20 protein-coding genes are annotated in these 25,078 nt (G+C 74.1%); 12 read left to right on the top strand and 8 right to left on the bottom strand.

The features are described from left to right. The first annotated feature begins 4 nt into the window (after positions 1-4). Genes RM609_RS02535 through RM609_RS02525 form a run of 3 tightly spaced genes read left to right on the top strand, consistent with a single transcriptional unit; the run spans position 5 to position 3,563 of the window. Positions 5-517, top strand: a complete 513-nt coding sequence (locus tag RM609_RS02535) for a hypothetical protein (RefSeq protein ID WP_311607492.1) — start codon at positions 5-7, stop codon at positions 515-517. Beyond that, positions 514-2,436: a GMC family oxidoreductase gene (locus tag RM609_RS02530; RefSeq protein WP_311607491.1), complete on the top strand. Its 1,923-nt coding sequence runs from the start codon at positions 514-516 to the stop codon at positions 2,434-2,436. Before RM609_RS02535 ends, RM609_RS02530 begins: the two co-directional genes overlap by 4 nt. Further along, entirely contained in the window at positions 2,433-3,563 is a 1,131-nt protein-coding gene (locus tag RM609_RS02525) for a ferritin-like domain-containing protein (protein ID WP_311607489.1), read from the top strand. Before RM609_RS02530 ends, RM609_RS02525 begins: the two co-directional genes overlap by 4 nt. On the opposite strand, the gene RM609_RS02520 is transcribed toward RM609_RS02525, so the two are convergent. From RM609_RS02520 to RM609_RS02505, 4 genes are all read right to left on the bottom strand, one after another. Next, positions 3,517-4,830 carry a DUF6777 domain-containing protein gene (locus tag RM609_RS02520; RefSeq protein WP_311607488.1) on the bottom strand — a complete coding sequence of 438 codons (1,314 nt, stop codon included), beginning with the start codon at positions 4,828-4,830 and terminating at the stop codon, positions 3,517-3,519. The two genes, RM609_RS02525 and RM609_RS02520, sit on opposite strands and share 47 nt — an antisense overlap. 22 nt (positions 4,831-4,852) lie before the next feature. Continuing rightward, positions 4,853-6,355 (bottom strand): serine/threonine-protein kinase, encoded by a 1,503-nt coding sequence (locus RM609_RS02515; protein ID WP_311607487.1) that lies wholly within the window; start codon positions 6,353-6,355, stop codon positions 4,853-4,855. A gap of 124 nt (positions 6,356-6,479) precedes the next feature. Next, positions 6,480-7,598: an alpha/beta hydrolase gene (locus RM609_RS02510; protein ID WP_311607486.1), complete on the bottom strand. Its 1,119-nt coding sequence runs from the start codon at positions 7,596-7,598 to the stop codon at positions 6,480-6,482. A 116-nt stretch (positions 7,599-7,714) separates the two neighbouring features. Then, entirely contained in the window at positions 7,715-9,112 is a 1,398-nt protein-coding gene (locus RM609_RS02505) for a short-chain fatty acyl-CoA regulator family protein (RefSeq protein WP_311607483.1), read from the bottom strand. A gap of 242 nt (positions 9,113-9,354) precedes the next feature. Here RM609_RS02505 and aceA point away from each other — a divergent pair, with 242 nt between their 5' ends. After that, positions 9,355-10,632: an isocitrate lyase gene (gene aceA / locus RM609_RS02500; protein WP_311607482.1), complete on the top strand. Its 1,278-nt coding sequence runs from the start codon at positions 9,355-9,357 to the stop codon at positions 10,630-10,632. Then, positions 10,629-11,507, top strand: coding sequence for a 3-hydroxybutyryl-CoA dehydrogenase (locus RM609_RS02495; RefSeq protein WP_311607481.1), 879 nt, complete (start codon positions 10,629-10,631; stop codon positions 11,505-11,507). The genes aceA and RM609_RS02495 overlap by 4 nt, the downstream gene beginning before the upstream one ends. A 6-nt stretch (positions 11,508-11,513) precedes the next feature. Here the strand turns inward: RM609_RS02495 and RM609_RS02490 are convergent, their stop codons facing one another. The 3 genes from RM609_RS02490 to RM609_RS02480 all read right to left on the bottom strand — a co-directional run bounded on the left by RM609_RS02490 (position 11,514) and on the right by RM609_RS02480 (position 14,382). Further along, positions 11,514-12,098 (bottom strand): histidine phosphatase family protein, encoded by a 585-nt coding sequence (locus RM609_RS02490; protein WP_311607480.1) that lies wholly within the window; start codon positions 12,096-12,098, stop codon positions 11,514-11,516. Positions 12,099-12,508: 410 nt separating this feature from the next. Beyond that, positions 12,509-13,630: a glycosyltransferase gene (locus RM609_RS02485; RefSeq protein ID WP_311607478.1), complete on the bottom strand. Its 1,122-nt coding sequence runs from the start codon at positions 13,628-13,630 to the stop codon at positions 12,509-12,511. After that, entirely contained in the window at positions 13,627-14,382 is a 756-nt protein-coding gene (locus tag RM609_RS02480; protein ID WP_311607477.1) for a DUF2334 domain-containing protein, read from the bottom strand. The genes RM609_RS02485 and RM609_RS02480 overlap by 4 nt, the downstream gene beginning before the upstream one ends. Positions 14,383-14,497: 115 nt before the next feature. Here RM609_RS02480 and RM609_RS02475 point away from each other — a divergent pair, with 115 nt between their 5' ends. Continuing rightward, entirely contained in the window at positions 14,498-15,085 is a 588-nt protein-coding gene (locus RM609_RS02475) for an SRPBCC family protein (protein WP_311607476.1), read from the top strand. A gap of 67 nt (positions 15,086-15,152) precedes the next feature. Then, positions 15,153-16,085, top strand: a complete 933-nt coding sequence (locus RM609_RS02470; protein WP_311607475.1) for an NADP-dependent oxidoreductase — start codon at positions 15,153-15,155, stop codon at positions 16,083-16,085. 41 nt (positions 16,086-16,126) lie between these two features. On the opposite strand, the gene RM609_RS02465 is transcribed toward RM609_RS02470, so the two are convergent. Beyond that, entirely contained in the window at positions 16,127-17,311 is a 1,185-nt protein-coding gene (locus tag RM609_RS02465) for an ABC transporter substrate-binding protein (RefSeq protein ID WP_311607474.1), read from the bottom strand. 762 nt (positions 17,312-18,073) lie between these two features. Between RM609_RS02465 and RM609_RS02460 the strand changes: the two genes are divergently transcribed. From RM609_RS02460 to RM609_RS02440, 5 genes are all read left to right on the top strand, one after another. Then, a complete protein-coding gene (locus tag RM609_RS02460; protein ID WP_311607473.1) occupies positions 18,074-20,242 on the top strand; it encodes a hypothetical protein in 2,169 nt (722 codons plus the stop codon). Between the two features lie 63 nt (positions 20,243-20,305). Beyond that, positions 20,306-21,823 carry a GT4 family glycosyltransferase PelF gene (pelF, locus tag RM609_RS02455; RefSeq protein WP_311607472.1) on the top strand — a complete coding sequence of 506 codons (1,518 nt, stop codon included), beginning with the start codon at positions 20,306-20,308 and terminating at the stop codon, positions 21,821-21,823. Beyond that, positions 21,820-23,268 (top strand): hypothetical protein, encoded by a 1,449-nt coding sequence (locus RM609_RS02450; RefSeq protein ID WP_311607471.1) that lies wholly within the window; start codon positions 21,820-21,822, stop codon positions 23,266-23,268. The genes pelF and RM609_RS02450 overlap by 4 nt, the downstream gene beginning before the upstream one ends. A gap of 35 nt (positions 23,269-23,303) precedes the next feature. Next, on the top strand, positions 23,304-24,305 hold the full coding sequence (locus RM609_RS02445; RefSeq protein ID WP_311607469.1) for an SDR family NAD(P)-dependent oxidoreductase: 1,002 nt from the start codon (positions 23,304-23,306) through the stop codon (positions 24,303-24,305). A gap of 55 nt (positions 24,306-24,360) precedes the next feature. Continuing rightward, positions 24,361-25,074, top strand: coding sequence for a sugar phosphate nucleotidyltransferase (locus RM609_RS02440; protein WP_311607467.1), 714 nt, complete (start codon positions 24,361-24,363; stop codon positions 25,072-25,074). The last annotated feature ends 4 nt before the right edge of the window (positions 25,075-25,078 follow it).

Raw genomic sequence — 25,078 nt, 5'->3', positions numbered from 1 at the left:
ACGGATGGACACCCAGCACACGGCACACACGGCACCGCCACCCACACCCGCCGCACCGGCCACAGCGCCCCCGGAATGCGCCGGGTTCGTCGAACTGTCCGTACGCCTCACCGGCTTCGGCGAATTCGACCTCCGGGGCACCGGCATGGTCCGGCTCTACCACGACACCACCCTCGACCAGCTGGGCCGGGCGGCCGTGGGCCGCTTCCTCGACGACCTGGCCGCCGCCGGGGGCGACCCCGGCGCCCTCGCCGACGAGGTCTCGCGCGACATCGCCCGGGCCATCACCCACCTGTGGTACCTGGGCGTCTGGCCGCCCCTCGCCCGCGCCACCCACACGGCGCTCGGCCGCGAGAAGCCCAACACCGCCTTCGTCGTCTCGCCCGAGGCCTGGACCGAGGGCCTGGCCTGGCGGACCTTCCACGGCCACCCGCCGGGCGCCCGCCCGCCCGGCTTCGGCACCTGGGCCGACCCGCCCCCCTCCGCCCCCGACCCGGCGACGGAGGGCACGGCATGACCACCCGTCAGCCCACCGCGCACCGCCACGACGCCATCGTCGTCGGCGCCGGGCTCGCCGGCTCCCTCGTCGCCAAACACCTGGGCGACCAAGGGTGGCGCGTCCTCGTCCTGGAGGCCGGCACCCGCACCCTGGACACCTGGCCCGGTCACCTCGACGCCCTGGACACCTACTACGCGGCCCTCGCCAAGGTCCCCAACGCGCCCTACCGGGCCAACGCCGCCGCGCCCTCCCCGGACGTCCTCGACCTGGAGGGCCTGCCGTCCGGCGGCTACCGGGCCCACGGCTACTTCGTCCAGGACGGCCCCCTGCCCTACGCCAGCGACTACCTGCGCGCCTCCGGCGGCACCACCCTCCACTGGATGGGCCTGGTGCCCCGGATGCACCCGGACGACTTCGCCGTGCGCGCCGACTACGGCTACGGACGGGACTGGCCCCTCGGCTACGCCGACCTGGAACCCCACTACCGGGCCGCCGAACACGCCCTGGGCGCCGCCGGGGACGCCGACGAGCAGCGCGACGCCATCGGCCTGCCCTTCCCGCCCGGCTACGCCTACCCGATGCGCCCGATCCCCCGCAGCCACCTCGACCGGGTCCTCGCCGCCCGCCTCGACGGCACCTCCGTCCGGGAGACCCCGGACGGGCCCGGGACCGTCCTGCGCGTGGTCACCACCCCGCACGCCCGCAACAGCACCCCCGACCCACGCCACGACGGCGGCCGCGGCTACCGTCCCGCCGGCGCGGTGGGGCTGCCCAACTACGGCGAACGGTGCGTCGGCAACGCCTCCTGCGTCCCCATCTGCCCCGTCCAGGCGAAGTACGACGCCCGCCGGACCCAGGCCACCTGGAGCCACCGGGTCACCCTCCTCGCCCGCGCCGTGGTGAATCGCGTCCTCGTCGCGGGCAACGGACGCGTCCTCGGCGTCGAGTACCAGCGCTACGACGACCCCGCGAGCCCCGCGCACACCACTCACACCGCCGAGGCGGACGTCGTCGTCCTCGCCGCCCACGCCGTCGAGAACGCCAAGCTGCTGCTGCTCTCCGGGCTCGCCAACAGCAGTGACCAGGTGGGCCGCAACCTCATGGACCACCCCACCCTGCTCACCTGGGGCCTGCTGGACCGGCCCGTCGGCCCGTTCCGGGGCCCCGGCTCCACCTCCGGCCTGGAGGGCTTCCGCACCGGGGCCGCCCGGCGCGACCGCGCCCCCTTCCGCGTGGAGATCGCCAACTGGGGCTGGAGCTGGCCCACCGGCGCCCCGGCCAGCGACGTCGCCCGCCTCCTCGGCATCGGGGCCGACACCGGGGCGCCGCGCGGCGAGGGCCTCTTCGGCACCGCGCTGCGCGAGACACTGGGCCGCGACGTCGGCCGTCAGCTGTGCCTCCAGTTCGCCATGGAACAGGACGCCGAGAGTCGCAACCGCGTCACCGTCGACCCCCGCCACCGCGACAGCCTCGGCAATCCACGGCCCGTCCTCACCTACGACCTCTCCGACCACGTCAAACGCGGCATCGCCACCGCCCGGGCCGTCTCCGGCAGCCTCTTCGCCCTGCTCGGCGCCGACGACCGGACCGCGTACGCCCCGGGGCCCGCCGCCCCCGGCTGGTACCGATTCGAGGGACGCGACTACGTCTTCCAGGGCGCGGGCCACGCGGCCGGCACCCACATCATGGGGAACTCGCCCACGACCTCCGTGGTCGACCCGTGGCAGCGCTGCTGGGACCACCCCAACCTCTACGCCGTCGGCTGCGGCAGCATGCCCTCGGTCGGCACCTCCAACCCCTCGCTCACCATGACCGCCCTCGCGCTGCGCAGCGCCGAGGCCGTCGACCGCGACCTCGGGGAGCTCCACCGGCCCCGGGTCGTCCACCCCGCCCCGCCCGTGCGGGACGAGGCCCGCCTGCCGGAGGGACGGACATGACCGCCGCGGACGCCACGCCCCGGCCCGCCGTCCTGGCGGAGCCGCCGTTCCGGGTACCGCGCGACCGCGCGGACCTCCAGCTGTTCCTCCAGGCCGCGCTGACGCTGGAGCACCTCACCATCCCGCCCTACCTCACCGCCATGTACACGATGCGGGCGGGCACCAACCGCCCCGCCTTCTTCGTCATCCGGAGCGTGGTGCTGGAGGAGATGCTCCACATGACGCTCGTCGCCAACCTCCTCAACGCGGTCGGCGGCCGGCCCCTCGTGGCCCACTCACGGTTCGTCAGCGCCTATCCCACCCGGCTGCCCTTCAGCAAGGACGGCGTCACCGTCGCCCTGCGCCACTTCGGCGTCGAGGCGCTGGAGACCTTCCTGGCCGTCGAACGCCCCGCGTACGTGGCCGGGCCGCCCGGCCATCCGTCGGTGCGCGAGGACGACGGCTGGACCTCGGTCGGCCAGTTCTACCGCACCATCCGGGAGGGCGTGCTCCGGCTGACGGACGGACTCGGCGAACGCGAGCTCTTCAACGGCGACCCCGCGCGCCAGGTGGGGCCCCGGGACTTCTACGACTCGGGCGGCGAGGTCTTCCCCGTCACCGACCTCGCCTCGGCGCTCACCGCCCTGCGCGTGATCACCGAGCAGGGCGAGGGCGCCGACCGGACCGTTTTCGACTCCGACGACCGGCTCTTCGGCGAGGCCCGGCAGCCCGCGCACTACTTCCGCTTCGACGAGATCCTCCGGCAGCGCTCCTACGGGCCCCACGACACCCCCGCCACCGGGCCGACCGGCCCGGCGCTGCCGGTGACCTGGCACGACGCCTACCCCATCGACCCCGCCGCCCGGGCCGCCGACTACCCGCCGGACGGTGAGGTCCGGCGGGCCGCCGACCGCTTCGACGACGTCTACGCGCGCCTGCTGTGCGTCCTGGAACAGGCCTTCACCGGCGACCCCGGGGCGCTGCGCCGGACCGTGCCCACCATGCTGGAGCTCCGCGACCTCGCCGGGCGGCTCTGCCGCAACCCCCACCCCGACCCGGCGCGGCGGGCGCGGGGGCTGTACGCGTCACCGACGTACGAGATCACTGGTAGCCGGTTGGCGCGTGCCCGGTCGGAGCCGGCGGGTTGACGGCCGGCGGGGCCTCGGTCTTCCGTTCCGGTGGGGCCGCGGTCCGCTCCGGCGGTGCCTTTGTCTTCCGTTCGGGTGGGGCCACGGCGGTGGTGCGCTCGGGCGGGGGCGCCACGGCCGTCGTGTGCGCGGGCGCGGCGGTGGTGGCGTGCGTCGGCACCGTGCCCGGCGTCCGGCCGGACGTGGGCGGCGGAGGGGCGATCGACTTCGGCGGGGGCGTGTGCGTACCGCCACCGCCACCGCCGCCGGTCCGTGACGGCGCCGGGAGCGAGGGCCGCTTGGACGCCGTGTGCCCGCCGCCGGACGACGGGCTGTGACCGCCGCCCGTACCGGTGGCCGAGTGGGACGGGGTCGAGGACGGGCCCTGTCCCGACGCCGAGCCCGAGCCGGAGGGCGAGTCCGAGGGGGAGCCCGTACCCGGCTCGGACGGGGAGCCGGAACCGGAACCGGAAGCGGAACCGGAGGGAGAACCGGACCCCGGCTCCGACGGGGACCCGGACCCGCCCGGCCGCGACGGAGTGGGCGACGGCAGGGGATACGGCTTGCCGTCGGTCGAGCCGTCGCCCTTGGCCGGCCGGTCGAAGGCCTTGTCGGGCTGCCCGACGTCGACGAGCGTGACCGACTTCAGGGGGCCCTGCTCGATGGTGCGCGCCTCGATCACGGTGATCTGGGTGACCTCGAAGTGCTCCCACTTGCTCCCGGTGTACGTGGACCCCTTCCGGTCGACGTCGTCCGGCTTCCCCAGCGGGTTGCCGCAGTTGCACTTCACGGCCGGGGTCCCGTAGTCGTCCCGGAGGATGGTGACGCCCGCCTGGAGGACGGAGAGGTACGCGACGGTCTTGCCGTCGCCCTGGTAGTTGTGGTTCTCGACGAGGGTGTCCTGCCTGAGGGTGACCTCGTTGAGGTTGTTGATGTGATCCTTGATCCGTTCGAAGGCGATGCCCCGCACGGCGGCCCAGGCCTTGCCCTTCACCGGGTCCTGGGTCAGCTGGTCGATCAGCTTGGCCCGGTCGCAGCGGGTCATGCCCGGCGTCCCGCCGAACGCCCCCCGGGCGTCGGCCCGGGTGGTGCCCCCGGTCGGCGGGACGGCCTTGACACCCTGGACGTCGGGTCCCGGGGCGGCGACGAACGGCTGCGCCGCCACCACGCCCGCCGCCTCCAGGGCGATCCTCGACGGCTTCCCCCCGTCCGAGGAGCAGGCCGTCAGCCCCGCGCCGGCCAGCAGCACGGGCACCGTCAGCAGTGAGACGATCCTGGTCCGTTGCACACTCACACCCCCGATAGCGTGACTAACACGACGTCACCCAGCCACCGCCGCACGTCGTCCGCGGGCTGGGAGATGGTTCGTAGGTGGGGGACGGGTCGCCGGACCCGTCGTCCCCGGTCCCCACGGTGGCCGGGGCCTGGCTCTGCCCGTCCTGGCCCCCGCCCGTGCCCTGGGAGACCGAGGCGGTGGGCCCGCCGCCCGGGGTCCCCGTGCCCTTGTCCCCCGCGTCGCGCAAGGCGATCACTCCGGCGGTGCCCCCGGCGACCAGGACCAGCGCGGTGACGGCCGCCACGATCCAGGCGGCCTTCCGCCTTCCGGGATCCGGCAGCGGATCCGGATCCGGGCGCACCGGGTAGGCGGGGTGGCGCGGATCGCCGTAGGACGGGACGACCAGGGGCGTGGCGAGGCCCCCCTGCTGGAGCCCGACCGGTACGGGCGGCGGGGTCGGCGAGGCGACGGGGGAGGGCCCGGCCCAGGGCCTCGGCGTCGGTGAAGGCGTCGGCGTCGGTGTGGGCGTGGGCGTGGGCGTCGGTGTGGGCGTGGGCGTATGTGTCGGTGTCGGTGTCGGTGTCGGTGACGGCGTCGGCGTGAACGGCGGTGGCGTCTCCCGTACGGGCAGGGGGACCGGGGACGGGGTCTCCGACCGGGCGCGCACCGGCTCGTCGAGGGTCGTGGGCACGTACCCCGGATGCTCCGTCAGCCGGCCGGTGGCGACGGCATCCAGGAGCTGCTCGGCCTCGGCCGAGCCCATCCGCCGCGCGGGGTCCTTCCGCAGCAGCCCTTCCAGCAGCGACGTCAGCGGGCCGGCGCGCCGGGGCGGTGCCAGCGGGTCGTCGACGACGGCCCGCAGCGTGCTGAGGGCGTCGCCGCGCCGGAACGGCGACACCCCCTCGACCGCCACATAGAGCAGGGTGCCCAGCGACCAGAGGTCGGAGGGGATGCCGGGGCGCTTGCCCGTCGCCCGTTCCGGGGCGAGGTACTCGGCCGAGCCGATGAGGTCGCCGGTGCGGGTGAGGGTGCCCGCGCCTTCGACGAGCGCGATGCCGAAGTCGGTGAGGACGACCCGGCCGCCGGACTCCAGCAGGACGTTGGCCGGTTTGACGTCGCGGTGGAGCACCCCGACGGCGTGGGCGGCGCGCAGCGCCTGGAGCACCAGGGCGCCGATCCGGGCGGCCTCCTTGGGCGTCAGCACCCCCTCCCGGCGGAGCACGTCGTCCAGGGACTGCCCGCGCACCAGCTCCATCACGATCCAGGGGCGGCCCTCCTGCTCCACCACGTCGTGCACGGTGATGACATTGGGGTGGCTGACCCGGGCGGCCGCGCGGGCCTCCTGTTTCAGCCGGGCGTAGAGGACGCGTACGTCGTCGGCGCCCATCCGCTCCGGCGCCTGGACCTCCTTCGCCGCCACCTCGCGGTCCAGCACCTCGTCCATGGCCAGCCAGACGACGCCCATGCCGCCCCGGCCGAGCTGCTCCATGAGCCGGTAGCGCCCGGCCAGCAGTGGTTTGCGGCGTTCCGTGTCCATTTGCCGTACGCCCCTTCCCCCCGCGTACGGCGTACGGAGCCGTGCGCATTCGGGCCACACTGGCTGGGACGTGGTGCCTGCCGATACCGTTCCCCTCCGGTCGTGAAGGGCGTGTGCGCAAGGCTCAGCGGCGGGTGGCGAGTTGCTTGTCGAGCCAGCGGAGCACCACGGGGTACTCCTCGCGCCAGGTGACGAAGTTGTGGCCGCCCTCCTCGCGCACCAGCTTCTCGATCCTGGTGGGGGGCTTGGCCTTCCCCGCGAACTTCTGCATCTGCGCGTAGTACTTCTCCTCGCCCTTCTCGCTGGCGGCCAGGAGCAGGGAGACCGGGGGCGGGGGCATGTGCTCCAGGCGCCACGTCAGGTCGGACTCGTTCTTGAGCTGCTTGTTGCCGGCGTAGAGGTCGCCGGTGTCGCGGTCCTGGCGGGCGAAGAGGTCGGTGGACAGGCCGGCGGCGGCGCCGTACCGGTAGGGGTCGGTCATGGCCATCTTCAACGCGCAGTAGCCGCCGGTGGAGTTGCCGACCGCGCCCCAGGCGCCCCGGGCGTTGTCCACGCGGTAGACGTCGTTGACGGCGATCGGGACGTCCTGGTTGAAGAAGGTCAGCGCCTGCGGACCGCCGGGCACGTCCGTGCAGTTGGTGTCGCGGTCCGCCACCACCGAGGGGCGCAGCATCAGCACGATCGTCGGCTTCATCTCGCCCGCCATCACGGCCTTGGAGGCGGCCTGGGGGACCTTGGCCTTGGTGATGAGGTTGATGGACTGGCCGGGCTGGCCCGTGATCGACACGATCACGGGGAAGGTGTCCTTCTCATGCGCCTTCTGGAAGTACTGGGGCGGGAGATAGGCGAAGCCGTCCATGCTCAGCCCGGTCACCGGGCCGTTGATCTCGATCCGGTCGACCCGTCCTGCCTTTTCCTTCGGGCCGAGGCCGACGGGCTCCTGTCCCTTGACCGTCAGGGCGGGGGGCCGCTTGCCGTTGCCCGAACCGGTCTGCAGCGCCTGCTTGCGGGAGTTCTGCCCGAGGAGCTCCTTCCACGTGGAGTAGAAGCCGAACTCGTTGTTCGCCGCGACGAGGAGCACGGACAGGATGCAGAGCTGGGCCAGTACGAGCATCCCGAGGCGGGAGGCGAACGCCAGGGGCCCCTTCTTCGCGGCCCGCGGCCACAGCCACAGGACCAGCGCGGTCACCGCGACGGCTATGACCACCAGGGTCAGCAGGAAGGTCTGGGACGTAAGGCCCACGGTTGTCGCTCCTCTTCACGGGGGGTCTCCTGGAGAGAGGGCAAACGACGGGACAAGGTTCCTGTATAAGGGCCTTTTTCATCGTATAGCGGTACCGGAGTCCTCGCGCCTCAGAGCTATTGCACCGGGTACGGCACGAAGGTCGTGCGGTTCTCGTCGACGGCCAGCCGGCGCCCCAGGGGTGGTACGGCCCGCTGGGGGCAGTCCAGCCGTTCGCAGACCCGGCAGCCCATGCCGATGGGCGTCGCGGCCGACGCGTCGTCCAGGTCGAGGCCGGCGGAGTAGACGAGCCGGTGCGCGTGCCGGATCTCGCAGCCCAGGCCGATGGCGAAGGTCTTGCCGGGCTCGTGCCAGCCGCCCCGGGAACGGGTGACCGTACGGGCCGTCCACAGATAGCGCCGGCCGTCCGGCATGGCGGCCATCTGCACATCCACCCGGCCGGGCGAGGAGAAGGCCTCGTAGACGTTCCACAGCGGGCAGGTGCCCCCGCCGCGTGAGAAGTGGAAGCCGGTGGCGGACTGCCGCTTGGAGAGGTTGCCCGCCCGGTCGACGCGGACGAAGGAGAACGGCACGCCCCGCGCCCCCGGCCGCTGGAGGGTGGACAGCCGGTGGCAGACGGTCTCGTAGCCGACCCCGAAGTGGTCGGCGAGGCGCTCGATGTCGTAGCGCGTCTCCTCGGCGGCGGTGTGGAAGACGCCGTACGGCAGGATCAGCGCGGCGGCGAAGTAGTTGGCGATGCCGATCCGGGCGGGCGTCCAGGCGGGGGAGTCCTCCGCGAAGTCCTCGGCCGCCTGCCGGGAGAGCTCCCGCCCGTACTCCAGCAGCGCCAGTTGCGTCGCCATCCGGAAGGCCTGCTGGCCGGGGCGGAGCCGGGGTGAATAGTGCAGCACCCGGGAAGCGGGGTCGTAGCGGTGCTGCTGCTCCGCGTCGGCGACCAGCCGGACGCCGTGGTGCTCGGCGAGCCGCGCCGCCAGCGCCTGCCGGACCTCGCCGCGCCGCAGCCCGATCCCGGCCGCCAGGCCCTCGGCGGCCGTGTCCAGGTCATGGAGGTAGTTCTGGCGCCGGTAGAAGAACTCCCGCACCTCGTCGTACGGGGTGCGGCCCAGGACGGCGGCCTCGTCCGGCCCCCGGTCGCCCGCGAGTTCGGCCACCCGCTCGGTGAGCGCGCGGTTCCGGCGGTCGAGGTCGAGCAGGATCCGGGCCACCGTCGGCAGCCGGTGGGCGAGCTCGCTCAGCTCGGCGGGGGAGACCCGGCCGCCCTCCGGCCCGTCCGCGAGCGCCTCCCGCAGGTCCGCCATGAGGCGGTTGGTGTCCCGCTCGGCGAAGAAGCCGGGATCCACGCCGAACGCCTCGGTCAGCCGCAGCAGTACGGGCACGGTCAGCGGCCGGGCATCGTGCTCCATCTGGTTGAGGTAACTCGGGGAGACGGCCAGCCTCCGGGCCAACTCGGCCTGGCTGAGTCCGCGTTCCTCGCGCAGCCGGCGCAGCCGGGCGCCGGCGTAGGTCCTGGCCATACCCGCGAGCGTAGTGGTGTTGGCAACATTCGCAAAGTGGCCGTGGACCCTTGGCGGAAATCGGCACGCGGCCACCGTCGACGGCCGGGCCGCGCCGGTGGGAGAGTCGTCGCACGGCCGGCCCGGCCCTGAGGGGGGCCGGGCCGACGGCCTTCGCAGGCATTCCGATTCTTCGCACGCTTCGCAACTTCGCACGCCTCGCCGTTACGGCGACGGACTCTCCGAAACCCCCGGGAGGGGACATGCAGCAGGCGGAAACCACGGCCGCGGCACTCGCGGAGCGCTGGGCCACCGAAGAGCGCTGGAAGGGCATCGAACGGACCTACGACGCAGAGGACGTGATACGGCTCTCCGGCAGCGTCCGCGAGGAGCACACGCTGGCCCGGCGCGGCGCCGAACGCCTGTGGCGCGAACTGCGCGACCACGACTACGTCCACGCGCTCGGCGCCCTCACCGGCGGCCAGGCCGTGCAGATGGTCCGGGCCGGGCTGCGCGCCATCTACCTCTCCGGCTGGCAGGTCGCCGCCGACGCCAACCAGGCCGGGCACACCTACCCCGACCAGAGCCTCTACCCGGTCAACTCCGTGCCCACCGTGGTCCGCAGGATCAACAACGCCCTGCTGCGCGCCGACCAGATCGCCACCGCCGAGGGCGACACCTCCGTGGACTGGCTCGCGCCGGTCGTCGCCGACGCCGAGGCCGGCTTCGGCGGCCCGCTCAACGCCTTCGAGCTCACCAAGGCGATGATCGCCGCCGGTGCGGCGGGCATCCACTACGAGGACCAGCTCGCCTCCGAGAAGAAGTGCGGCCACCTCGGCGGCAAGGTCCTCGTGCCCACCGCCCAGCACATCCGCACCCTCAACGCGGCCCGGCTCGCCGCCGACATCGCCGACGTCCCCACCCTGATCGTGGCCCGCACGGACTCGCTCGCCGCCAACCTGCTCACCAGCGACGTCGACGAGCGCGACGCCCGCTTCTGCACGGGCGGGCGCACGGCGGAGGGCTTCCACCGCGTCGAGCCCGGCATGGCCCCGGTCATCGCACGCGGCCTGGCCTACGCCCCCTACGCCGACCTGCTGTGGATGGAGACCGGCACCCCCGACCTCGCCCAGGCCCGCGAGTTCGCCGAGGCGATCCACGCCGAGTACCCCGGCAAGGCGCTGGCCTACAACTGCTCGCCGTCCTTCAACTGGAAGGCCGCGCTCGACGACGACCGGATCGCCAAGTTCCAGCGCGAGCTGGGCGCGATGGGCTACCGCTTCCAGTTCATCACCCTGGCCGGCTTCCACTCCCTCAACCACGCGATGTTCGACCTCGCGCGCGGCTACGCCGAGCACGGCATGACCGCCTACGTCGACCTCCAGGAGCGGGAGTTCGCCGCCCAGGCCGACGGGTTCACCGCCGTCAAGCACCAGCGCGAGGTCGGCACCGGCTACTTCGACCTGGTGTCCACCGCACTCAACCCCGCCGCCGAGACGCTCGCCCTGCGCGGCTCCACCGAAGAGGAGCAGTTCCGGTGACCGGCACCCCGATCAGCTCGATCAGCCGCGTCGGCGTCGTCGGCGGCGGTCGGATGGGCGCGGGCATCGCCGAGGTGTGCGCCCGCGCCGGGCTCGACACGGTCGTCCGCGAAGCCGACGCCACGGCCCTGCGCGCCGCGCGCGAGCGGATCACCCGCTCGCTCGACCGGGCCGTCGGCCGGGGCAAGGCCACGGCGGACGAACGCGACGCCGCCCTCGCCCGGATCGTCCTCACCGCCGACCTCGACGACATGGCCGACCGGCAGCTCGTCGTCGAGGCCGTGGTGGAGGACGCCGGCGTCAAGGCGGAGGTCTTCGCCGGCCTCGACAAGATCGTCGAGGATCCGGCGGCCGTCCTGGCCACCAACACCTCCTCCGTCCCCGTGATGCGGCTGGGCATGGCCACCACACGCGCGGACCGCGTCATCGGCCTCCACTTCTTCAACCCCGCGCCGGTCATGCCGCTGGTCGAGGTCGTCACCTCCCTCCACACGGGCGCCGAAACCCTGCGCACGGCGGAGGAGTTCGTCACCGCGACGCTCGGCCGCCGGGTGATCCGCTCCCAGGACCGGGCAGGCTTCGTCGTCAACGCCCTCCTCGTGCCGTACCTCCTCTCCGCGATCCGCATGGCCGAGTCCGGCTTCGCCACCGCCTGTGATATCGACACGGGCATGGAGCTCGGCTGCGCCCACCCCATGGGCCCGCTGGCCCTGGCCGACCTCATCGGCCTCGACACGGTCCTGGCGATCGCGGAGTCCCTCTACGAGGAGTTCCGCGAACCGCTCTACGCGGCGCCGCCGTTGCTGCGGCGGATGGTGGAGGCGGGGCTGCTCGGCCGCAAGGCGGGGCGGGGGTTCCACCCCTACCAGGGCTGACCCCCGCTACACGGTGGAACCCAGTGCCTCCCCGCACCGCAGATTCCACCGGCCCGCCCGCCCGCTGAGCGTGGTCAGCGTCAGAGGCCGCACGTCCAGCCGCCAGAACGCCTGCGGCGGCAGCGCGAGCGCGTGCACGACCGCCGCCCGGATCACGGCGGGTTCGGCGACGGCCAACACCCGGCCGTCGCCGTCATCCTGGCCGCCGAGCCCGTCGAGCCAGGCACCGACCCGTTCGACGAGCGCGAGCAGCGACTCGCCGCCGTGCGGCGCCGCGCCGGGGTCCGCCAGCCACGCGGCCACGGCCTCCGGCTCGGCGACGGCCAGTTCGTCGAGGCTCCGGCCCCGCCACCGGCCGACGGCCAGATCGGCGAGCGCCGGGGCGGGCTCCGGGGAGAGCCCCAAGGCGGCGGCCGTCTCCCGGCAGCGGAGGGAGGGCGCGCTGAGCTGCCGGGAGGCCCGTGGCACGGCCCCGGCGGCCGCGCGGGCTTGGGCGACACCGCGCTCGTCGGGCGGTGAGTCGTCGTCGAACCGGGCCGCGCGGAGGGCGGATCCGACGGCGGGGGAGAGGAGCAGGGCGCGCACGGTCATGGGGCGGATTGTGCCCGAGGCCGGTCCTGCCGCCGTGGTAGGGGCGGTGTGGGTTCGGCGCGAACCGGCCGCCGACGCGATGCCGTTGCACCGTGTCAGGCGGTGTGGCATGGTGAAACCCTCAGCGACGGCGGCTACCGTTGCCGAGGGTTTCGAGGAGCTAACGGTCATCTGCCCCATGGTGCTGGTGGGACAGCGGATCGTCCTTATGGTTGAGGGCCTGATTCAGCCCTTCACGGACGGCGTAGCTGACCAGGGCGGTGAATACCGCCCCGGCAGCTCGCTTCGCCACGCGCCGGGCCCGAGCCCGGAAGAACCATGTCGGTCGCTCCTTGCGGTGACGCCCCATAGGCGCCCCCAGAGGTGAGCATATCCCCTCCGTTCCTCAAGTACGGCCATATCTACGGAGATTACGGCTGACGGAACCTCTGTTCACCGGAACGAGTGTGCACCGCCAGCATCCCCCGTACCGTCCGCGCCCACGGGAACTCCTCCGCCCGCTTCCGCGCTGCCGCACGGCGGCACGGTTCGGGGACGGCCAGCAGGCGGATCACCGCGTCCGCCGTCGACTCCGGCGTGGAGGGGGCCGCCAGGCCCGCGTTCGGGGCGAGGAGTTCAGGGGACGCGCCGGTGTCCGCCGTGACGACCGGGGTGCCGCAGGCCAGGGCCTCCAGCACGGACAGGCCGAAGGACTCCACCGGGCAGGGGGCCAGCGCCACGTCCGACCGCGCGAGCGCCCGGGCCACGGCGTGGCGGTCGGCCACATGGCCGTGGAAGCGCACCGGCAATCCGGCCTCGCACGCCCGCCGTTCCAGGCGGCCGCGCTCCGGGCCGGTGCCCAGGACGTCCAGGCGGGCCGGGACGCCGCGCCGCAGCAGTACGCGCAGGGTTTCCAGGGGGAGGCGGGGGTGCTTCTCCGCCGACAGCCGGCCCACGTACACCAGCCGCACCACCGACTCCTGAGCGGTCCGCTCCGGTGAGAAGACGTCCAGGTCGACGCCGAGCGGCACCCGGTACAGCGCCGGGGCCGCCACGCGCGCGAACTCCGCGCAGGAGAAGGCGGATGTCGCCACCACGGCGTCGAACGCCCCGGTCAGGCGCCGGTTCCACGCGTCCGACGGTCGCGTCAGCGCGGCGGGCCGCAGCGGCAGCCGGGGCGCCAGGATGGCGTCCAGGCGCTCGTGGGAGAGCAGCACCGTCCGGATTCCCCGAGCGCGGGCCCAGCGCGCGGCGTGGACGAGGGTGAACTTGTCGGACACCTCGACGGAGTCCGGTGCCAGGCGCCCCAGCAGTGCCCGCAGAGTGCGCAGTGCCAGGGGCGAGCAGATCAGCCGGTAGCCGCCGCCCACCCGGACCCCGGGCAGGGCGACCCGGAGCCCGGCGGCGTCGCGCCACGCCCCGTACCGGGGGCCGGGGGTGATCAGGACCCGTTCGTGGCCCGCCGCCGCGTAGCCGCGGCCGAGCGCGTGCAGTGCGGTCCGCAGGCCGCCGGAGGCCGGGCCGTGGAAGTTGGCGAGCTGGACGATCCTCACGCGCCGTCGTCCCCCGGGCGCCGCCGGGCGCGCACCAGAGCGGCGTACGTCCAGGGGCGGGCCCCCGCCGCGAGGGCGAGGTCGACGGCCTCCAGGGCGTGTTCGCGCAGGCCCGGCCGATCCAGGTCGGCCGGGTGGAGGGCGATGCGGAAGGGCCTGCCGCGCCCGGACCACCGGCCGGCCGCCGTGCGCATCAGGCGGGCGCCGGCCCGTTCGCCGAGGCCGCCCGGCCGGTGGGACAGCGCCGGCATCCGGTGCCGGGCGCCGGTGCGCAGGTCGTGCACCGCCAAGTGGCTGGTGGTGTACTCCAGGCCCACCGCGCGGAGGGCCGCGAGCGACCCCGGCGAGGCGAGCCACCCCGGCGGGGTGAAGCCCTCCGGGATGATCCCCACGGAGGCGAGCGCGGCCAGCCCGGCCGTGAGCCGGCGGTGGGCCTCCGCCTCGTCCAGCGCGCAGAACTCCGCGCAGCCGCGCGCCAGCACACGGTTCAGCCACCGCCGCGCGGGCGGGCCGCCGGGCACGGCCCGGTGGGTGCAGCCGTGGAGGGAGAGCTCGTGCCCGCGCCGGGCCGCCTCGTGGAGCCAGCGCACCAGGGCCGGGTCGTCCGGCAGCCGGGGCCCGCGCCAGGCGCCCGGTACGAGCAGCAGCGTCGCGGGCACCCCCCGCGCGTCCAGCTCGGCCAGCCAACGGCGGCTGCGAGAGAAGCTCCAGGGGGCGACGTCGTGCACCGAGACCACGAAGACCGCTGTCACCGTCCCAGGATCCTCCGGCCGGTGTGACGTGCGCCGTACGTCCGGGTGAACACCCTCTTCCGGGTGCAGACTGTTGTTCGACAGAGTGACAGGCAACCGGAGTTCAGGAGAACGTATGCGCTACGCGGACGGGCCCGGCGTCCACGACGAGGTCCACATCGACGCGGCCCCGGCCGAGGTCTGGAGACTGGTGGCCGATATCGGCCTGCCCGCCCGGATCAGCACCGAACTCCAGCGGGTCGAGTGGCTGGACGGCGCCACCGGGCCGGTGCTCGGCGCGGCCTTCGAGGGCCACAACCGCCACCCGGTGGGCGGCGAGTGGCGGACCGTCTCGTACATCGTCGCCCTGGAGCCCGAGCGGCTGTTCGGCTGGGCGGTCACGGACCCGGACAACCGGTTCGGGGGCGGGGTCGCCGATCCCTCGTACCCCCTCGCCACCTGGAAGTTCGAGCTCCGGCCCGAGGACGGGGGGACGCTGCTGCGGCAGTCGGTACGGGTCGGGCCGGCGCCCTCCGGGCTCAGCGCCGCGATCGGCCGGATGCCGGACCGCGAGGAGCAGATCCTCGCCATGCGCCTGGGCGAGCTGGGCGAGGGCATACGGGCCACCCTGGAGGGCGTCAAGCGGCTCGCCGAGGAGCCGGCCCGGGAGGCGGGGGCCGGCACGGAGGCCGAGGCGGGCGCCGGAGCGGGGGCGGGGGCGTAGGGCGAATTCAGGGGCGGGACGGCCCGGCCTGGCACGGAAAATCCTGATTTTCGATGATGGTGATTCCATGACCAAGACCAAGGCCATCTCCTTCAGCGCCTTCGGCCCCGCCGAAGTGCTCCGGCTCGGCGGCATCGATCTGCCCGTCCCCGGGCCCGGACAGGTCCGGATCGCCGTCCGCTGCGCGGGCGTCAACCCGCTCGACCACAAGATCCGCAGCGGTGCCATGGAAGCGGTCTTCCCCACCGGGCTGCCGCACGTCCCCGGTGTGGAGGCGTCGGGTCTGGTGGAGGCGGTCGGCGAGGGGGTCACGGAGGTAAGGGCGGGGGACGCCGTCCTGGGCCGCACGCTCACCGGCGCCTACGCCGAACAGGCCCTGGCCCGCGCCGACCAGCTGGTGGTCAAGCCCCTCTCGCTGCCCTGGGAGGAGGCCGCGGCCCTGCCGGTGGCGGCCGAGACGGCGCTGCGGTGCCTGGACGAGCTGGGCGTGGGCGCGGGGGAGACGCTGCTGGTCCACGGCGCGGCCGGTGGGGTGGGCACGATGGTCGTGCAGTTCGCCCGCGCGCGGGACGTCCGGGTGATCGGCACGGCGAGCGAGTTCAACCACGAGTACCTGCGGGGCCTCGGCGCCCTCCCCGTCACCTACGGGGAGGGCCTCGCCGGGCGGGTGCGGGGGATCGCCCCCGAGGGGGTGGACGCGGCGCTGGACGCGGTCGGCAAGGGCGACGCGGTCGCGGTGTCGGTGGAGCTGACCGGCGACCCCGGCCGGGTGCTGTCCATCGCCGACGCGGAGGGCGCCCGGCGCCATGGCGCGCGCTTCAGCTCGGGCGGTACGGGCGCGGGCACGGTTCCCGCGATCGAGGCCGCCCTCGCCCTCCACGAGGCGGGGATCCTCCAGTTGCCGATCCACCGGGTCTATCCGCTGGCGGAGGCCGCCGAGGCGCACCGCGCCAGCGAGCACGGGCACCTCACCGGGAAGATCGTCATCGCGGTGGCGTGAGCGGTGGCCTGAGCGGTGGCCGCCCGAGTGGGCGGCCCGTCTCAGAGCCCGACCGTGAGCTCCGCGTCCCGCCTGATGTGCGGCAGCCGGGCGTTGGTGACCAGGGCGAGCTCACGCGCCCCGCCCCGGCCCGGCCGCCACTGCCCGCCGATCAACGGCAGCAGGGCGACATTGCGCACGGGCCCGGCGGTGAAGTCGAGGGGGCCCGCGACCGTGGCCAGCCGGGTCGTGCCCAGGGCCGCCGCGACCGCGTGCCGGTCGGTGGGGTCGGCGGCGGTCGTCAGGGCGTGGACGGCGACTTCCAGCAGGGCGTGGGCCAGGCCCAGCGGCTGGAGCCAGGGCCGCCCGGTGGTGATCCGGTACTCCTGGGCCAGCCGGGCCGCCGTGGTGTCGTCCAGCGAGGAACGGTAGGGATGCCGGGGCGTCCAGTAGACGAGCGTGGCGATCCGGGCGTTCGCCAGCCCGTCCGGGACCGCCGACGTCCGGGGGCAGTCCAGCTGGCGCGAACAGGTGATCAGCCGGGTGCGCAGCCCCGCCTCGCGGGCCTGCCGGTGGAAGAGGGCCAGGTCCGCCACGGTGGCCGCGCCGGTGACGACGTCGGTCCCGGCCTCCTTGAACCGCCGGACGATGCCCGCGAACCCGGTGGCCGGCTCCCGGTAGCCGCCCGGGTCGACCAGGGTGTGGCCGCGCGCCGCCACCACGGGCGCGAAGCCGTGCCGGGGGTGGCGCAGCGCCCGTCCCTGGGGCCCGTCGTTCCACAGGCAGCCCACCGTGCGGCGCGGCCCCACGCGTTCCCACATCTCCGCGAACACCGCGGCGATGTCGTCCAGCCCCCACCCGAAGTGGAACGTCCAGCGGAACGCGCGCCCCGGCTCCGCGCCCCGGCCCAGGGCGTACGCCTGCCAGGGGAAGCCCGTCGACAGACAGGGGATGCCCAGCACCTCGCAGGCGTCGGCCACGGCCGGCAGCACCCGGGTGCCGCCCATCACCACCACCGCCGAGGCCCCCTCGTCGCGTACGAGTTCCGCGACCGCGCGGCGCGCCCCGTCGGGGCCGGAGCGGCTGTCGCGCCAGGCGAGCCGGACCGGGCGGCCGCGCACCCCGCCCGCCAGCCGGGGTGCCAGTCTGCCGAGCGCGTAGAGCAGGGGGTCGCCCAGCCGGGCGAGCCGCCCCGTCCGCGGCACGACCGCTCCCACGCACAGCTCTCCCATCCGTCCACGAGCCATCAGGCCGCCCCCCCGTTCCGCTGCCGCTCCCCGCGGCTCTCAAAGATCAACGTCCCCCTCCCGCAACCTGGTTGACACGTGACACCCCGGACCCGGAAGGGTGATTCCGTATCGTCCCGCGCACCCGAACGGTCGGGTCCGGACGATTACTGTCCGTTCTCCGTAGGGAAGTTGACGGTCACGGCGCTTGAATACCTAATGGAACCGGCATTCCGGACAGCCGTCATCAGGCCGATCTCTTGACGTCCGGAACCAGTGGAGGCGGATGTGCCTCCGACCCCTGAACGCACGTCCGGTGACGTTGTATACGGAAGTTGACACAGGTCACATCGGGAATGCCCCGGAACGGGCCTCCGGCGGCCGGCGGGAAGGGGTGCCGGGCACTGCGGCGGGTTTCGGCCAGAGCCCCTCGGGGACCGGCCGGGCTACTCCCCGGTGCGCCCCGCGCGGGCTTCGGGCATGACGCACTATATGGCTGAGCGGACGAAGGGCAGCGATGCCTCTCGGAGCCGTGGCACTCCCGTGCCCGGAGACCGCGTCGTCGTCGCGCGCCCCGGGCTCCGGGCGCGCGGCTGGGAACCGGACATCGGCGTTCCGTTCCCTGGCAGGGGAGGAGCGTTCGCGGCCGGGGTGGGGACCCGGCCGTCAGGGGGCCGCTCGCGATCACTCGAAGTGCGACGGCGTTCGTCAGAGGCGCCGTGCACGTATCAGGTACGGAGGACCGCGCGCCCCGCGCGCGGCTCCGTCCGGGGGGAGACGTACATGGGGAGTACGACGCGCGCGGTCGCGGCCTGGGCCGCCGCCGCGATGCTGACGATGGCGCTGCCCGTGGGCAGCGCGAGCGCGGCGGATCTGCCGCCACGCATCGACCTGCGCTTATTGGTGGTCGACGACGGCGGCCCCGCCGTCGAGGCCATCCGTGCCGAGCTGGAGGCGGCCGGCACCCCGTACACCAGGATCAACCTCGACGACGCAGCCCGCCCGCGCGTCGACGAGGCGTTCCTCAGCGACACCGTGGACGGCAGACCGAGAGCCAAGTTCCAGGGCGTGGTCCTGCCCAACGACAACCCCTTCGGCGCCAACTCCGCCGAGATGACGGCCCTCGCCGGTTACGAGAAACGATTCGGCATCCGGCAGGCCGACGCCTACACCTACGCCCGGCCGGCCGTCGGGCTGAACACCCCCGACACGGGCGGCTACGCCGGCCCGCTCGACGGGCAGACCGCCCAGGTGACCACGGCAGGCGCCGCCGGACCCTTCGGCTACCTCAAGAAAAACGTTCCTTTCGAGGACAACGACCCGGCCGTCAAGGAGAGTTACGGCTATATCGCCGTACCGCTCGCACGGCAGGAGAACGGCGCCACCTACACCAGCCTCGTCGACGCGCCCGTCCCCGGCGGCTCCGGACGCGGCTCGCTGATCGGCCAGTACGACCACGAAGGCCGCAGCGAACTCGTCGTCACCTTCGTCGCCAACCGCTACCAGACCCAGTTCCGCCTGGTCTCCCGCGGCATCGTGGAGTGGCTGACCCGGGGCGTCCACCTGGGCGCCGCCCGCAACTACTTCGGCGTCCACGTCGACGACGTCTTCGCCGCCGACGACCGCTGGGACACCAAGCTCAAGTGCACCCCCGGCGACGTCGACTGCCCCGGCAACCCCGACCCCAGCGCCCCCTCCCTGCGCATGACCGCCGCCGACGCGCAGTACGCCAAGCAGTGGTCCGCCACCCACAACCTGCCCATCGACTTCGCCTACAACGGCGTGGGCAGCGAGGAGTACCGGGCCTCGCACGGCGGCGCGCCCGACCCGCTGCTCCAGCAGTTCGTCGCCGACCAGAAGTCCTTCCGCTGGATCAACCACACCTACACCCACGCCTTCCTCGGCTGTGAGCAGGACACCAGCTCCGTGCCCTGGAAGTGCGCCACCGACACCGCCGGCAAGACGCGCTGGGTCAGCCGGCAGACCATCGGCTACCAGGTCGACGAGAACCTCCGCTGGGCCGCCCGCCAGGGCCTGACCCTCGACAAGGACGAGCTGGTCACCGGCGAGCACTCGGGCCTTACGACCCTGCCGCAGCAGGGCCAGGACAACCCCGAACTCCTCCCGGTCCTCGCCCAGTCGGGCGTCAAGTGGATCGCCAGCGACACCTCGCGCGAGCGTGAGCAGCGCCCGGTCGGCACCGCCCTGACCGTGCCCCGCTACCCCATGAACGTGTACTACAACGTGGGCAAGGCCACCGAGCAGGCCGACGAGTACAACTGGCTCTACACCAAGAAGGCCGACGGCGGCAGCGGCACCTGCGAGAAGTTCCCCGAGACCACCACCTGCCTGAAGAAGCCCCTGGACGTCAAGACCGGCTTCCAGAGCTACATCGCCCCGCTCGAGGCCCGGATCGCCCTCGGCCACGTCCTCGGCAACGACCCGCGCCCGCACTTCATGCACCAGTCGAACCTCTCCGAGGAGCGGATCGGCTACACGGTCCTGGAGAAGGTCCTCGCCGACTACGCCGGCCTCTACGCCGACAACACCCCGCTCGTGAACCTCCGGATGCGCGACATCGGCGACGAGCTGAGCCGCCGCGCCGCCTGGAGCGCCGCCGTGGCCGCCGGCAAGGTCACCGGCTACCGCGTCGGCAACACCGTCACCATCACCACGCCCGCCGGGCTGAACACCACCGCGACCGTCCCGGGCGGCACCACCGCCCAGGGCGGCACCGCCTTCGGGACCGCCTACGCGGGCGCCCGCTCCGGCTGGAGCACGCCCGCCGCCGACCAGACCCAGCTCACCCTCACCCTGCCCGCCGGCACCCCCGTCGCCCGTGTCGCGGACGGCAGGGCCGCCCGGGTCCAGGCCCCCGCGGCCGCCCTCCCGGTGCCCCCGGGCGTCGGCCACCGCGTCCCCTTCGGGGCCGGGCACACCGAACGGCGCTGAACCGGCTCGTACCTCCGTGCTGCACCACCCCGCCCCACCGTCTCCTGGAGAGAACCGACTTTCATGCACGGACCGTCAGCCGAACCGGCGTCCGCCATTCCCTCGGTGACCCTGCTCACCGAGGGCACCTACCCCCATAGCCACGGCGGGGTCAGCGTCTGGTGCGACCAGCTCGTCCAGGGCATGCCCGACGTCGACTTCCGCGTCATCGCCGTCACCGGCACCGGCCGCGAGGCACTCGCCTGGGAACTGCCCGGTCACGTCAGGGCCGTGGACACCGTCCCCCTGTGGGGCCCGCCACCGGCCGGCCGCGCCCCGCGCGGCCGGCACCTGCGCCACTTCCTCGCCACCTACGAACAGTTCCTGATCTCCCTCCTCGACCCCGCGCGCGAAGCGCTCTTCGCGCCCGCCTTCTACCGGCTGGCCGACCACGCCGCCGACGGCACGCTCTTCGGCGCCCTGCGCGGCGAGGCGGCGGCCCGGCTGCTGACCCGGCTGTGGAACCGGCCGCACCTCGCCACGGCCGCCGCGCGCCCCACGCTCCACGACGCGCTGGCCGCCACCGACCTGCTGGAGCACGCCCTGCGCCCGCTCGCCGCACCGGCCCCCGCCGAGGGGATCACCCACGCGGTCAGCGGGGGCCTGGCCACCCTCCCCGGGCTCATCGCCCACCACCGGCACGGCACCCCCTTCCTCCTCACCGAGCACGGCATCTATCTGCGCGAGCGTTACCTCAGCTTCCGCGCCGAGCCGTACCGCTGGCCCGTCAAGGCCGTGATGCTCGGCCTGTTCCGGTTGCTCGCCGAGGAGGGCTACGCGAGCGCCGCGCTCGTCACCCCCGGCAACCGCTACAACCGCCGCTGGGAGGAGCACGGCGGCACCCCGCCCGAGCGCATCCGCACCGTCTACAACGGCGTCGACCCGGCCGCCTTCCCGCCCGCCGGCCCCGAACCGGACCGGCCCACCCTCAGCTGGGCCGGCCGGGTCGACCCCATCAAGGGCCTGGAGACCCTCATCCGCGCCTTCGCGATCGTCCGGAAGGAGATACCCGACGCCCGGCTGCGCCTCTTCGGCGGCACCCCACGCGGCGGCGAGGGCTACCGCACCGCCTGCGAAGGCCTCGCCGCCGAACTCGGGGCGGCCGACGCGGTCACCTTCGAAGGGCGCGTCGACGACATCCGCGACGCCTACGCCGCCGGCAACGTGGTGATGCTCTCCAGCATCAGCGAAGGCTTCCCCTTCACCCTCATCGAGGCCATGTCCTGCGGGCGCGCCACCGTCTCCACCGACGTCGGCGGCGTCCGCGAGGCCGTCGGCGACAGCGGACTGGTCGTCCCGCCGCGCGACCCCGAGGCCATGGCCCGGGCCGCGCTGCGGCTGCTGCGCGAGCCCGAACTGCGCGCCAAGATGGGGGAGTCGGCCCGGCTGCGCGTCATCGAACAGTTCACCCTCCGGCAGACCATCGACGGATTCCGCGACATCTACCACGACCTCTCCGGCCTGCGGCGCCCCGTCCCCGTGGACGTCACCGCCGACCGGCCCGCCCCCGTCATGGCCATGGCCGCCGGCGGTGCGGGATGAGCGGACTGTTACGCCTCGTCCCCGGCGAACCCGAACCCTCGCACGAACTCGCCGCAGCGCCCACCGGGACCCGCTCCCGGCCCCGGTGGGCCGCCGACCCCCTCGACGAACTCGCCGAGGAACTGGCCGAGGTCTGCGCGGCCGCCGTCCACCCCGACGAGATCGCCGCCGTCCTGGAGGCCGACGGACTCACCGGCGAGCAGATCGCCGAACGCTACGGCCGCGCCGACGCCTTCGAGCTCGCCGCCGAGCTCTTCGCCCGGGTGCCGCGCGGCCACCCCGAACCCGCCCCGCGCCCCGACCCCTGGCGGGCCGGGCCGTGGCAGCCCCTGCTGCGCTCGGTGGTCTTCACCCTGCCCGGCTTCGGCTACGCGCTGGGCTCACCCCTCCTCGCCGGCGCCCGGGACCGCTTCGGGATGCCCGCCGGCACCTGGGCGCTGGTGGCCTCCGCCCTCACCGCCTGGGCCTGGAACCAGGGCCTGGCCCACCGCGCCTACCTCCGGCTGGCCGCCGGCGGCCGGGCCGCGGCGGGCCGCGCCCTGAGCCTGGGCGCCCCCCTGGGCGCCCTCCTCGCCACCGCCGCCGCGCTCGCCCTGCGCGCCCCGGCCGGTGTGCTCGTCTTCGCGGCGGGCCAGGCCCTCTACCTGGCCGCCGCCACCGCGCTGCTCGTCCTCGGCCGCGAACGGCTCCTGCTGCTCGCCCTGCTGCCCGTCGCCACCGGGGGAGCGGTGCTCGTCGCCGCCCGGCCGCCGGCCGCCCTCGGCACCGGACTGCTGCTCGCCACCGTCGGCGGCGCGCTCTTCGCCGCCGGCTACGAGACGCTGCGCGCCCGGCGCGGCGAGAAACCGCCCTCCGCGCCGGTGCCCCCGTCCGCCACCTCCCTGCCCTACGGCCTCTTCGGCCTGGGCTGCGGACTGCTGACCACCTTCGCCGCCCTCGGCGACGCCCTCGTCCACCACGACGGGGGCACCGCCGGACCCGCCGTCATCGCCCTCACCCTCAGCATGGGGCCCGCCGAATGGCTGCTCTACCGCTGCCGGGGCCGCTCCCTCGCGGCGCTCGCCGCCGCCACGACCACCACCGGGCTGCTGTGGCGGGCCGCCCGCGTCCTCGCCGTGTGCGCCGCCGGATATCTGGCGGCCCTGACCGCGCTCATCCTGGCGGTCGGGGCGCTGTGGCCCGGCGGGGCACCGCCCGCCCCCGGCCGGCTGGCCGCCCTGCTGGCACTCGGCGCCGTGCTGTGGACGGGCCTGCTGCTCCAGGCCTACGGCACCGCCTGGCCCCCGGCCCTGCTCTGCCTGGGCGCCGCCGCGGCCGAGGCCGGCGCGCTCCGGCTGGGCACGGCGGCCCCGGTCACCGACCAGCTCGTCATCTGTTCCGGTGCGGCGGCGGCACTGCTCGCCGTGGCCACCGCCCTGCTCGGCCGGATCACCACCCACCGCTGAGCCACCGTGAAGAAGTCCTGAAGAGGAGAGCCCTCGTGTCCGCATCAACGCTCGTCGCCGTCACCGGCGCCGAAGGATTCATCGGATCGCACCTCGTGGAGGCCCTTGTCGCCGACGGCCACCGGGTCCGCGCGATGGTCCAGTACAACTCCTTCTCGTCCTTCGGCTGGCTGGAGGACCTGCCCCGGGAGGTCATGGACCACGTCGAGGTCGTCCTCGGCGACGTCCGCGACCCCGGCTCCGTCCAGGGCCTGGTGACCGGCGCCGAGACCGTCTACCACCTCGCCGCCCTCATCGCGATCCCGTACTCCTACCGGGCCCCCCACAGCTACGTCGAGACCAACGTCACCGGCACCCTCAACGTCCTGGAGGCCGTCCGCCACCTGGGCATCCCGCGCCTGGTCCACACCTCCACCAGCGAGACCTACGGCACCGCGCGGACCGTGCCCATCACCGAGGACCACCCCATCAACACCCAGTCCCCCTACGCCGCCTCCAAGGCCGGCGGGGACCGGCTCGCCGACAGCTACCACGCCAGCTTCGGCCTGCCCGTCGTCACCCTGCGCCCCTTCAACACCTTCGGCCCCCGCCAGTCCATGCGGGCCGTCATCCCCACCGTCATCGGCCAGGTCGCCGCCGGACAGCGCGCCATCACCCTCGGCGACCTGCGGCCCACCCGGGACTTCAGCTACGTCAAGGACACCGTGGCCGCCTTCCGCGCCGTCGGCACCGCGCCCGCCGCCGCCGTCCTCGGCCGCACCTTCAACTCCGGCACCGGCGAGGAGATCTCCGTCGGCGACCTGGTGACCCTCATCGGCAAGCTCATGGACACCGACCTGGAGGTCACCGAGGACGCCGAGCGCGTCCGGCCCGCGAACTCCGAGGTGATGCGGCTGGTCTGCGACTCCTCCCGGCTGCGCGCCGCCACCGGCTGGGCCCCCGCCCACACCCTGGAACAGGGCCTCGCCGAGACCGTCGCCTTCTTCCGCGACCCCGCCAACCTCGGCCGCTACAAGACCGGCATCTACAACGTCTGACGTTCCATCCACCCACGCGGTACCACCACGCGGCACAAGAGAGGAACGGCACCCCATGCACGTAGTGATCCTCGCCGGAGGCAAGGGCGTCCGGCTCCGCCCGTACACGACCGCGCTGCCCAAGCCCCTGGTGCCCATCGGCGACCAGCACGCCATCCTCGAGATCGTCATGCGCCAGCTGGCCGGCGCCGGGTTCACCAGCTGCACCCTCGCCATAGGCCACCTCGGCCACATCATCCGCGCCTACGTCGGCGACGGCTCCCAGTGGGGCCTGGACGTCGACTACACCACCGAGGAGAGCCCGCTGGGCACCATGGGCCCGCTCCTCACCATGACCGACCGGCTCCCCGAGCACTTCCTGGTGATGAACGGCGACATCCTCACCGACCTCGACTTCGGCGAGGTCCTGCGCGACCACACCGCCTCCGGGGCGCCCCTGACCATCGCCACCTACCCCCGCCGGGTCAGCATCGACTTCGGCGTCCTGACCACCGAGGCGGGCCGGGTCGTCGGCTTCGCCGAGAAGCCCAGCATGGACTACCGCGTCTCCATGGGCGTCTACGGAGTCTCCCGCGACGCCCTCGACCGCTACACTCCCGGACTGCCGCTCGGCTTCGACGAGCTCGTCCTCGACCTGCTGGCGGACGGCACCCCGCCCAACGCCCACGAATTCGACGGCTACTGGCTCGACATCGGCCGCCCCGACGACTACGACCGGGCCAACGCCGAGTTCGCCGTCCGCCGCGACCTACTCATCAAGGGAGCGTGACCGG

The sequence above is a fragment of the Streptomyces hesseae genome (assembly GCF_031845785.1).
In the GTDB taxonomy this organism is placed as follows: Bacteria; Actinomycetota; Actinomycetes; order Streptomycetales; family Streptomycetaceae; genus Streptomyces; species Streptomyces hesseae.
Note: the sequence above shows the minus strand (reverse complement) of the source record. Positions and strands in the feature narration are given on the sequence as shown.

What these genes read in the sequence shown, in the direction of transcription:
- RM609_RS02450 (WP_311607471.1), top strand. Translation starts at nt 21,820, where the DNA reads ATGAGCGGACTGTTACGCCTCGTCCCCGGCGAACCCGAACCCTCGCAC.
- pelF (WP_311607472.1), top strand. Translation starts at nt 20,306, where the DNA reads ATGCACGGACCGTCAGCCGAACCGGCGTCCGCCATTCCCTCGGTGACC.
- RM609_RS02440 (WP_311607467.1), top strand. Translation starts at nt 24,361, where the DNA reads ATGCACGTAGTGATCCTCGCCGGAGGCAAGGGCGTCCGGCTCCGCCCG.
- aceA (WP_311607482.1), top strand. Translation starts at nt 9,355, where the DNA reads ATGCAGCAGGCGGAAACCACGGCCGCGGCACTCGCGGAGCGCTGGGCC.
- RM609_RS02460 (WP_311607473.1), top strand. Translation starts at nt 18,074, where the DNA reads ATGGGGAGTACGACGCGCGCGGTCGCGGCCTGGGCCGCCGCCGCGATG.
- RM609_RS02490 (WP_311607480.1), bottom strand. Translation starts at nt 12,098, where the DNA reads ATGACCGTGCGCGCCCTGCTCCTCTCCCCCGCCGTCGGATCCGCCCTC.
- RM609_RS02525 (WP_311607489.1), top strand. Translation starts at nt 2,433, where the DNA reads ATGACCGCCGCGGACGCCACGCCCCGGCCCGCCGTCCTGGCGGAGCCG.
- RM609_RS02475 (WP_311607476.1), top strand. Translation starts at nt 14,498, where the DNA reads ATGCGCTACGCGGACGGGCCCGGCGTCCACGACGAGGTCCACATCGAC.
- RM609_RS02535 (WP_311607492.1), top strand. Translation starts at nt 5, where the DNA reads ATGGACACCCAGCACACGGCACACACGGCACCGCCACCCACACCCGCC.
- RM609_RS02505 (WP_311607483.1), bottom strand. Translation starts at nt 9,112, where the DNA reads ATGGCCAGGACCTACGCCGGCGCCCGGCTGCGCCGGCTGCGCGAGGAA.
- RM609_RS02515 (WP_311607487.1), bottom strand. Translation starts at nt 6,355, where the DNA reads ATGGACACGGAACGCCGCAAACCACTGCTGGCCGGGCGCTACCGGCTC.
- RM609_RS02530 (WP_311607491.1), top strand. Translation starts at nt 514, where the DNA reads ATGACCACCCGTCAGCCCACCGCGCACCGCCACGACGCCATCGTCGTC.
- RM609_RS02465 (WP_311607474.1), bottom strand. Translation starts at nt 17,311, where the DNA reads ATGGCTCGTGGACGGATGGGAGAGCTGTGCGTGGGAGCGGTCGTGCCG.
- RM609_RS02470 (WP_311607475.1), top strand. Translation starts at nt 15,153, where the DNA reads ATGACCAAGACCAAGGCCATCTCCTTCAGCGCCTTCGGCCCCGCCGAA.